This is a genomic window from Acinetobacter sp. YH12097, assembly GCF_013419225.1.
GTDB classification, from domain to species: domain Bacteria; phylum Pseudomonadota; class Gammaproteobacteria; order Pseudomonadales; family Moraxellaceae; genus Acinetobacter; species Acinetobacter amyesii.
The window spans coordinates 1-9902 of sequence record NZ_VPAN01000063.1; the positions used below are offsets into that span (position 1 = coordinate 1).

Genomic DNA, 9902 nt, shown 5'->3' on the forward strand with positions numbered 1-9902 from the left:
CCTTTGCTTTGGTATTCCAATTTGAAAGAGTTTGCATTGAAATGCTAAGTTGTCTAGCTGTTTCCGAGACATTGCCTTGATTGGCTTCAATTAATTTGATGGCTTCAGCTTTAAATTCTGTGGTGTAAGTCTTGTGTTTCTTGCTCATGGTAAACTCCTGATGAGTGTGTTTAGTTTACCAAGTTAAAACCTCCTGTTTTTTCAGCACACATCAGTGTTCGTAAGACGACTAGAGGTGTCAAAACTTCTTTTCGCAGTACCGTAGAAGCGTCAAAAGAGATGTGTGCAACTTAGGTTGCACTACAAAAACTCGGTTGCTTTAGCTCCGAGTAGTTCATTTAAGCATTAAGTGATCAGGCTTTTTCGTTATAATAGATCCCAATTTACATTCTGATTAAAAGCTGATTATGACTGTTCGTACTCGTATCGCACCTTCTCCTACTGGTTTCCCGCATGTTGGGACTGCTTATATTGCATTATTTAACTTATGTTTTGCGAAGCAACATGGCGGTGAATTTATTCTTCGCATTGAAAATACAGACCAACTGCGCTCTACGCCAGAATCTGAAAAAATGATTTTAGATTCATTGCGTTGGTTAGGTTTGAACTGGTCAGAAGGTCCAGATGTGGGTGGTCCTCATGCACCATACCGCCAATCTGAACGTATGGACATTTATAAACAATATGCTTTGGAACTGGTTGAAAAAGGCCATGCATTCTACTGCTTTGCAACAGCAGAAGAACTCGATCAAATGCGTGCGGAACAACAAGCACGTGGTGAATCACCGCGTTATGACGGTCGTGGCTTAAAACACACTGCAGAAGAAGTGGCACAGCGTTTGGCTGCTGGTGAACCGCATGTCATTCGTATGAAAGTGCCTGAAGAAGGAATTTGTAAATTTAACGACTTACTACGTGGTGAAGTCGAAATTCCTTGGGCGCAAGTCGACATGCAGATTCTACTGAAAACCGATGGTTTACCGACGTATCACTTGGCAAACGTGGTTGATGACCATTTAATGGAAATCACTCACGTGATTCGTGGTGAAGAATGGATTCCATCTGCGCCTAAACACCAATTATTGTACAAATATTTTGGTTGGGACATGCCTGTGCTTTGCCACATGCCACTGTTACGTAACCCAGATAAATCAAAACTGTCTAAACGTAAAAACCCAACCTCAATTAACTACTACAAAGACATCGGCGTTTTACCAGAAGCATTATTGAACTATTTAGGCCGTATGGGCTGGTCAATGCCAGATGAAAGTGAAAAATTCACTTTGGCTGAGATGATTGAACACTTTGACATTCAACGTGTATCACTAGGCGGTCCGATCTTTGATGTTGAAAAGCTAAACTGGTTAAATGGTCAATGGATTAAAGGTTTAACACCGGGTCAATTGCTCGATACCCTACTGGCTTGGAAATCAGATCGTAATACCTTGGAAGAAATTGCTGCTGCGATTCAACCACGTATTAATTTATTGTCTGAAGCAGTGAATTGGGCAGGTTTTTATTTCAACCAATTCCCAACACTCAGCAAAGAACAGTTTGAAAGCAAAAAATTGACTGAAGAACAAGTTCGTCAAAGCCTTCAATTTGCCATTTGGCGTCTAGAAAGCATGTTCACTTGGAACAATGACACCGTCAGCCAAACGCTTATGGATTTGGCGAACCAAATGGACATTAAACTTCGTGACTTCATGCCAACCTTCTTTATTGCTATTGCTGGTTCGACATCTTCGACACCGGTTATGCAATCGATGGTAACCATTGGTCCTGATTTAACCTTTGCTCGCTTACGTCATGCGCTTGAAATTGTGGGTGGACCGAGCAAAAAAGAAACAAAAGCTTGGGAAAAACTCAATGAAAGCCTAAAACTGCCGAAAAATGATGCAGTTGATGAAGCTTAATTGATTTTTTAGTTGACGGATGGGCGTTATCCCCCTAATATAGCGCCCATACCGAGAGATGGTGTCAACCAACTCTAAGTTGCCTCAAATTGTCCCTATCGTCTAGAGGCCTAGGACATCGCCCTTTCACGGCGGTAACCGGGGTTCGAATCCCCGTAGGGACGCCATATTCAAGGTGATGCAAATCATCTTATAAAAAACCCAAGCATTATGACTTGGGTTTTTTATTGCCTAAATTTTATCTGATTTAAATTTACGGTATTTTTGCTTTCTGCGTCATTCTGATTAAAATAAACCATAGATTAAAATTATGGAGTTGCAATGCAATACCGTTGCCCTAAATGTCAAAGCCCTAAAATTATGCCTCTTGCGCAAGCAGGCCAGCCTGTTGCTCGTCCTGTCGTGCCTAAAAGCCTGATTATCCTCATCCCTGCGGTATTTATTCTTTTACTGTTGGTGATTATCAGCATCGCAATGTGGATTTTTGGTGACGGTGCAGGTGCTACATTACAAACTGCGACTGTTGTTGTATTTATTGCTTGCTTGATTGCTGGCTTCATGTTCTATCGCGACCTGCCAGATTTTAAAATCTCAATGCAAGGTTTTATGCAATCACAGAAAAAATGGAAATGCCGCGAATGTAATCATGAGTGGGAAATCTAAGCCGGCCATTTAAATTACATCAGCATTAGTGCTGATGTGATTCATCATGAGAATGCGCGTGATCATCTTGATGATGCCCATGTGCATGATCAGACTTTTGGGTATGTTGGTGTACCACACATTCATCTTCTTCGATTTGTAATGTCATCTCCGTGATTCCATGTTCATGTTGCAACATTTCAATCGCCTCAAAATATAAGGCATTACGATCGGCTTCAGGTGCAAAGAGATGAACTGTCAAATGCACATTCTTTGATGTTATTGCCCAGACCTTTAACTGGTGAATACTCTCTACCCCATTGAGTGCCAATAAATCATTGCGTAACTTTTCTATGTCAATTTCTTCAGGCACGCCTTCTAATAAAATATTGATACTTTGTTTGAGTAAAATCCAAGTCCTTGGTAAAACCCAAAAGCCAATGAGCACCGCAATTAGTGTATCGACCCACATCCAGCCCGTAAAATAAATAATCGCTGCACCAATAATTACACCAACCGAACCTAGGGCATCACTCAACACTTCTAGATACGCCCCCTTCACATTCAAGCTTTCTTGTGAACTGGAAAATAAAATACGCATCGAGATTAAGTTAATGATCAAACCAATAACGGCGACCATCATCATGCCCATACTTTGAATTTCTGGCGGTGTTGAAAAGCGCTGATAGGCCTCATACAAAATATAAATCGCCACCACAAATAGCATCAAGGCATTAAACAAGGCTGCCAAAATTTCAAAACGCTGATAGCCAAAGGTGCGTTTGTTGTCAGCAGGAAGCTTGCCAATTTTGATCGCGACCAATGCTATGGCAAGGGCTGCGGCATCGGTGAACATATGTGCCGCATCTGACAATAGCGCCAAACTTTGCGTCATAAATCCTGCAATGACTTCAATAATCAAAAACGTCGTGGTCAGTGCTAAGGCAAAACTTAATTTTTTGACATTCCCTTCCGTCACAACGGCATGGCTGTGGTCATGCCCATGATGCTCACTCATTATTTTCTGACCTTTATAAATTATATATTCTTCAGTCTTGAGCTTAACAGGTGCAGTAAACGTAATAAAATTACATTATTCAACCTTCAGTACTACGTTTTACCTTCAAACTTTAAAACTGCTTTTTTCAGCATCTACTTTCAATTTATTAAAAATAATTTTTCGCGATCTAGATGACTGAAATCACTTATAAATATTTTTCAATACCTATTCACATATCATGACAAGCATGCTAATTTTCATCTTAAGTGTGATCTGTTTAAAACAATTAAATCATTCATCGCAGCGCACGAATGACTGCAATTAATATTTTTATTAATCAAGTGGTTATATTTAGAAACAAGGAGTTTAACAATGATGATACAAGCTCTGAAAAAAATCTATGCACTGTTGTCACAACAGATGAATCCAAAGTTGCAAGGAATGCATCTTTCGATTCCAGAAGCCGAAGGTGATTACGCCCAAGGGACTTATTTTGAAATTCTTGCGGCTCAACACCATCAAGACTTTCTCAGTCACCATACTATGGATTCAGCAGACCAATCCCCTACTGACTATCGCAATGCCATGTGGAATTTTTTAAGTGCCGCATTAAAAGGTCATAAAGATGCCCAATATCGCTTAGGTCTCGGTTATTTACGTGGAGAACTCGGCTTAGACCGCAATTATGAACTTGCAGAGCTTTGGCTCAGTAAAGCGGCTGCACAAGGCCATGAACAAGCAGACTACGTCTTACATCATGCCTATGAAGACATTGTCGTATAGTCATTGCATTCTAAGTAATAAAAAACCAGCCCGCAGGCTGGTTTTTTTATTTTAAAACTGGAACTTAGTTGCCAATTTTGCGGTATTTTTGACGCTTTGCAACTAGGTCATCACCATCACGTTTACGACGGTATTCTTCAAATTCATGGTAGTTACCCGTGAAGAATTCAGGGGTTTCACCTTCAAATGACAAGATGTGCGTTGCAATACGGTCGAGGAACCAACGGTCATGCGAGATCACCATTACAGTCCCTGGGAATACCAGAATGGCATCTTCAAGCGCACGTAAAGTTTCGATATCCAAGTCGTTTGATGGTTCATCGAGTAAGATAACGTTTGCGCCCATTTGCAGGATTTTCGCAAGTTGTAAACGGTTACGTTCACCACCTGACAATTGACCTACACGTTTTTGCTGATCTTGACCTTTGAAGTTAAAGCGACCGATATACGCACGAGATGCGATTTCGTATTCACCAATTTTCAAGATATCTAAACCGCCAGAAACTTCTTCCCAAACAGTTTTGTTGTCATCTAAGGTGTCACGAATCTGACCAACATAAGCCACTTTAACAGACTCACCCAGTGTAACTGTACCTGTATCTGGTTGTTGTTCGCCTGTCATCATACGGAATAATGTGGTTTTACCCGCACCGTTTTCGCCCACAATACCTACAATTGCAGCAGGTGGTACAACGAACGATAAATCTTTATAAAGTGTACGGTCACCAAAGGATTTACTAATACCTTCAACTTCTACAACCTTGTTACCTAAACGTGGACCAGGTGGAATGTAGATTTCAGACGTTTCGTTACGCTGTTGGAATTCGCGTGAGTTAAGCTCTTCAAAACGCTCCATACGCGCTTTGTTTTTCTTTTGCTGACCTTTGGCATTTGAACGAACCCATTCAAGTTCTTTTTTCAATGCTTTAGCAAAAGATTCTTCTTGCTTCTGTTCTTGCTCTAAACGAGCATTTTTCTGCTCTAACCAAGAAGAGTAGTTGCCTTGGTATGGAATACCCATGCCGCGGTCAAGCTCAAGAATCCACTCTGCCACGTTATCCAAGAAGTAACGGTCATGGGTAATCGCAACGATCGTACCTGGGAAATCTTTCAAGAAACGTTCTAACCAAGATACTGATGAAGCATCCAAATGGTTCGTCGGTTCATCTAGAAGTAGCATGTCTGGTTTAGACAATAACAAACGGCAAAGTGCAACACGACGGCGCTCACCACCAGACAACTTAGATACATCTGCATCCCAAGCTGGAAGATTCAACGCTGCAGCAGCCTGATCCATTTGGTTGACAATGTTATGTGCATCCCATGAATGGATAATCGCTTCTAACTTCTCTTGTTCTTTTGCAAGTGCATCAAAGTCAGCATCTTCTGCTGCATATTCTGCAAACACTTCATCAAGACGCGCCAAAGCATCCAACGGTTCACGTAAACCGTCTTCAACGTTACCACGAACGTCTTTGCTTTCATCCAATGGCGGCTCTTGTTCAAGGTAACCAATTTTGATACCCGGTTGAGCACGTGCTTCACCTGAGAAATCTTTATCTACGCCCGCCATAATACGAAGCAAGGTAGATTTACCTGCACCGTTTAGACCAAGCACACCAATTTTTGCGCCTGGGAAAAATGATAAAGAGATGTCTTTCAGGATTTCGCGCTTAGGCGGAACCATCTTCGACACACGGTTCATCGTGTAAATATATTGGGCCACTTAGGACTCCTCAATAGTCAAAACATATACGGAACAACACAAAGTTGCCCCTGCTCAATTGAGCGAAAAAATAATCGGCTATTATACGCATAAAGTCGTGAAAAAATAAGGTTTCGCACACGCCTTCAATGCATTGTTACAAGTTTAATGGCGAACAAAATTTAAACATGCGTTTTTAAGCATGATTTCGCTCATCTTTAGCTGAAAATTTTTCAACAATATGAATAATTATGATATTAATTTTAGAAATAAAGCACTTTTATTCATATATAAAAATGATAGACTGTTTAAAAACTAGCTCACTTAGATGAAGTAATCATGACATATAAAGACGAAACTTTAGCAATTCACGCGGGGTATACACCGGAGCCAACCACCAAAGCGGTTGCGGTGCCAATTTATCAAACCACTTCATATTCCTTCGATAACACACAGCATGGTGCTGATTTATTTGACTTAAAAGTTCAGGGTAATATTTATACCCGCATCATGAATCCAACCACAGCGGTACTTGAACAGCGTGTTGCAGCACTCGAAGGCGGTATTGGCGCTTTGGCCTTAGCCTCTGGTATGGCTGCCATTACATATGCGATTCAAACTATTGCTGAAGCAGGCGACAATATCGCTTCAGTTTCGACCCTATATGGCGGCACATATAATCTGTTTGCCCACACCCTGCCGAAACAAGGCATTGAAGTTCGCTTCTTTGATTATCAAAACCCTGAAGCGCTGCGTAGCCTCATCGATGACAAAACCAAGTTGGTCTTTGTCGAATCTATTGGTAACCCATTGGGCAATATTATTGACCTCGAAGCAATTTCGAAAATTGCGCACGAATATGGCATACCTGTGGTGGTCGACAATACCGTTGCTACTCCTGTCCTGCAAAAATCATTTGAATTTGGTGCCGACATTGTGGTGCATTCATTGACCAAATATATTGGTGGTCATGGTAATTCGATCGGCGGCATCATCGTCGATAGCGGCAAGTTCCCTTGGGGCAAATATCCTGAACGCTTTAAATCACTGAATACCGCTGATCCAAGCTACCACGGGGTGAATTATGTCGAAGCCTTAGGTGAAGCAGCCTACATTGCTCGTGCGCGCGTGGTACCACTGCGTAATACGGGCGCTGCGATCAGCCCGAACAATGTGTTTTTGATCTTACAAGGTTTGGAAACCTTAAGCCTGCGCATGGAACGTCATACAGAAAATGCGCAAAAAGTGGCTGAATATTTACAAGCGCATCCAAAAGTAAAATGGGTTAACTACGCTGGCCTAAAAGACCACCCACAACATGCTTTGGCGCAAAAATATGTCAAAGGCAAACCATCTGCGATTCTTTCATTCGGCGTTCAAGATGGCCTTGCAGGTGGCACACGTTTCATCGATGCCTTGCAGTTGTTTACTCGCCTTGTGAATATTGGTGATGCCAAAAGTTTAGCCTGCCATCCTGCGACCACGACACATCGTCAACTCAATGAAGATGAACTCAAAGCAGCGGGGGTCAGCATTGATATGGTTCGTTTATCGATTGGGATCGAACATGCGGATGACTTGATTGCAGACTTAGAGCAAGCCTTAGCTGCTGTTTAAACCATAATTGCACAATCCACAGGTCTTATTTTTAAGGCCTGTTTTTATTTCCATTTCATTTAAATAACCACTCCCACATAATCCGCCTTCCAACTTTAGGCATCTATGGCCCTGCTTCTATATTTATTTACAATTTTATTTATCTTGAAAATCGACTTTTTTAGGTTGCAACGATGTTGATAAAAGCACTTCTCTTTCACATATTTATGTGTTAAAAATTGAGTAAATAGGGATTTTAATTTAGAGTAAAAACTCTAAATATTATTTTATTATCAATTACTTATCATATGGCTTTTTTTGAATAAAACGCTATCATACCGCTGACTTAAAACAGCCCTGCACATAGCGTTGTCGGGCCGATAAATGAATACAATAAAACTGATTTAACAGGGAACCTCATCGTGAATTCAAGACTTGAGAAACGTTTCGTTGACCGTGTCAACGGTAAGACCATTTTAATCACCGGTGCATCAAGTGGTATCGGTTTAACCACAGCGCATCGCCTTGCCAACGCAGGCGCACATGTTCTACTGGTTGCACGTACCAAAGAAACTCTTGATGCCGTAAAAGCTGAAATTGAAGCCACTGGCGGTAAAGCCGATGTTTTCCCATGTGACCTCAATGATATGGACTCCATTGATGCTGTGGCACAACAAATCCTCGCTTCCGTCGATCATATTGATATCTTAATTAATAACGCTGGCCGTTCTATTCGTCGTGCCGTACATGAATCAACCGATCGTTTCCATGATTTTGAACGTACTATGCAGTTGAACTATTTTGGCGCGGTACGTTTGGTGATGAATTTACTGCCGAAAATGATGATTCGTCGTGAAGGTCATATCATCAACATCAGTTCGATTGGTGTATTGGCCAATGCAACACGCTTCTCTGCCTATGTTGCGTCTAAAGCCGCATTAGATGCTTTTAGCCGTTGCCTGAGCGCTGAAGTTCACTCGCATAATATTGCCATCACGTCGGTCTACATGCCATTGGTGCGCACGCCAATGATCGCTCCAACCAAAATTTATAAATACGTTCCAACGCTTTCTCCAGAACAAGCGACTGACCTGATTGCCTATGCCATCGTGAAACGTCCAAAGAAAGTGGCGACCAATTTGGGCCGTCTGGCTTCTATTACCTACTCAATTGCTCCAGACATTAACAACAAACTCATGTCGATTGGTTATAACTTGTTCCCAAGCTCTTCAGCGTCTATTGGTAAGCAAGAAAAACTCAATTGGGTACAAAAGGCATATGCTCGCCTATTCCCAGGTGAACACTGGTAAGACTTGACTCACCCCTAAAAAAGCCCTTTTGAGGGCTTTTTTATTGGGTTTTATGCAGCATCTTTGATACATTGGGCTGAGATAAAATCAACTTTTAAAACAATGAAAACTCAAAATATTGCCATCATCGGTGCAGGTACGGCAGGATTAGCTGCTGCAGCAATGCTTGCTGCTCAAGGCCATCAGATCTGCTTATATGAAAAAGTCTCACAACTTGAACCTGTGGGCGCAGGATTATTATTACAACCTGCCGGACTGGCAGTTTTCGAACATTTAGGCATTTTGGAACAAGCCTTAAGCCTTGGCGCTGTGGTAACCGGTCTTGAAGGTCAACTGGCTGGCGGCGACTTGCTGATAAACAGTCAATATCGACAAGCCGATGAACGTTCATATGGACTCGGCATTCACCGTGCCACACTCTGTCATGTCCTTGCATCCAAAGTCCGAGAATATCCTCAACACGTTGAGTGGTGTATGGCGCATGAGGTACATGAACTTCAAGAGTCCAGTGACGGTATAAACGTGATTGGACAATCCGCAGATCAATCCTTTCAACGTCAATTTGATCTCGTGTTGATCGCCAATGGCGCACGCAGCCATTTACGCCCTAAAGCATGGGAAAAGCTCAACCAAGCCTACCCTTGGGGTGCAAAGTGGATCATCGTGCCTGAATGCGAAGTGCTGAATCCGCAGATCTTGCATCAGTTCTATGACCGCTCCAACATCATGATGGGTGTAATGCCTACGGGAGCAATTCCAACGCAGCCTGAACAGCGCCTTTCGAGCATTTTCTGGAGTCTACCTACAGCAGATTTAGAAGGATTCTTGACATACTCCCACCACCAAGCTAAGAGCTATGGTGGGGGAATCTTTGCGACCCATGCAATCTTAGAGATTGCACCTTTCGATACCGCACTGCGCTGACAGTATGGCGGTACAGGAACTCTTTA

The 9902-nt window shown here is 42.1% G+C and carries 8 protein-coding genes, 1 tRNA gene and 1 pseudogene; 7 read left to right on the forward strand and 3 right to left on the reverse strand.

What is annotated here, in order from left to right:
- Nucleotides 1-148, reverse strand: a 148-nt coding sequence (locus FTU37_RS15625) for a transposase (RefSeq protein WP_147264572.1), incomplete at its 3' end; no start/stop codon positions are given.
- A gap of 259 nt (nucleotides 149-407) precedes the next feature.
- Here FTU37_RS15625 and gltX point away from each other — a divergent pair.
- From gltX to FTU37_RS15640, 3 genes are all read left to right on the forward strand, one after another.
- On the forward strand, nucleotides 408-1916 hold the full coding sequence (gene gltX, locus FTU37_RS15630) for a glutamate--tRNA ligase (RefSeq protein ID WP_180124626.1): 1509 nt from the start codon (nucleotides 408-410) through the stop codon (nucleotides 1914-1916).
- A 91-nt stretch (nucleotides 1917-2007) separates the two neighbouring features.
- A tRNA-Glu gene (locus FTU37_RS15635) sits at nucleotides 2008-2083 on the forward strand.
- A 154-nt stretch (nucleotides 2084-2237) separates the two neighbouring features.
- Nucleotides 2238-2579 carry a hypothetical protein gene (locus FTU37_RS15640; protein WP_180042168.1) on the forward strand — a complete coding sequence of 114 codons (342 nt, stop codon included), beginning with the start codon at nucleotides 2238-2240 and terminating at the stop codon, nucleotides 2577-2579.
- Between the two features lie 25 nt (nucleotides 2580-2604).
- Here the strand turns inward: FTU37_RS15640 and FTU37_RS15645 are convergent, their stop codons facing one another.
- A complete protein-coding gene (locus FTU37_RS15645; RefSeq protein ID WP_180042170.1) occupies nucleotides 2605-3576 on the reverse strand; it encodes a zinc transporter in 972 nt (323 codons plus the stop codon).
- 354 nt (nucleotides 3577-3930) lie between these two features.
- Here FTU37_RS15645 and FTU37_RS15650 point away from each other — a divergent pair, with 354 nt between their 5' ends.
- Nucleotides 3931-4341 (forward strand): SEL1-like repeat protein, encoded by a 411-nt coding sequence (locus FTU37_RS15650; protein WP_180024277.1) that lies wholly within the window; start codon nucleotides 3931-3933, stop codon nucleotides 4339-4341.
- Nucleotides 4342-4405: 64 nt separating this feature from the next.
- On the opposite strand, the gene ettA is transcribed toward FTU37_RS15650, so the two are convergent.
- The gene (gene ettA, locus FTU37_RS15655) at nucleotides 4406-6067 is read right to left on the reverse strand and encodes an energy-dependent translational throttle protein EttA (protein ID WP_180042172.1); all 1662 of its coding nucleotides are present in this window, start codon (nucleotides 6065-6067) and stop codon (nucleotides 4406-4408) included.
- Nucleotides 6068-6385: 318 nt separating this feature from the next.
- Here ettA and FTU37_RS15660 point away from each other — a divergent pair, with 318 nt between their 5' ends.
- The 3 genes and pseudogenes from FTU37_RS15660 to FTU37_RS15670 all read left to right on the forward strand — a co-directional run.
- The gene (locus FTU37_RS15660) at nucleotides 6386-7663 is read left to right on the forward strand and encodes an O-acetylhomoserine aminocarboxypropyltransferase/cysteine synthase family protein (protein WP_180042174.1); all 1278 of its coding nucleotides are present in this window, start codon (nucleotides 6386-6388) and stop codon (nucleotides 7661-7663) included.
- Nucleotides 7664-8064: 401 nt separating this feature from the next.
- On the forward strand, nucleotides 8065-8952 hold the full coding sequence (locus tag FTU37_RS15665) for an SDR family NAD(P)-dependent oxidoreductase (RefSeq protein ID WP_078189400.1): 888 nt from the start codon (nucleotides 8065-8067) through the stop codon (nucleotides 8950-8952).
- Between the two features lie 102 nt (nucleotides 8953-9054).
- Nucleotides 9055-9780 (forward strand): annotated as a pseudogene (locus FTU37_RS15670) (FAD-dependent oxidoreductase); the annotation flags it as partial.
- Between the last annotated feature and the right edge of the window lie 122 nt (nucleotides 9781-9902).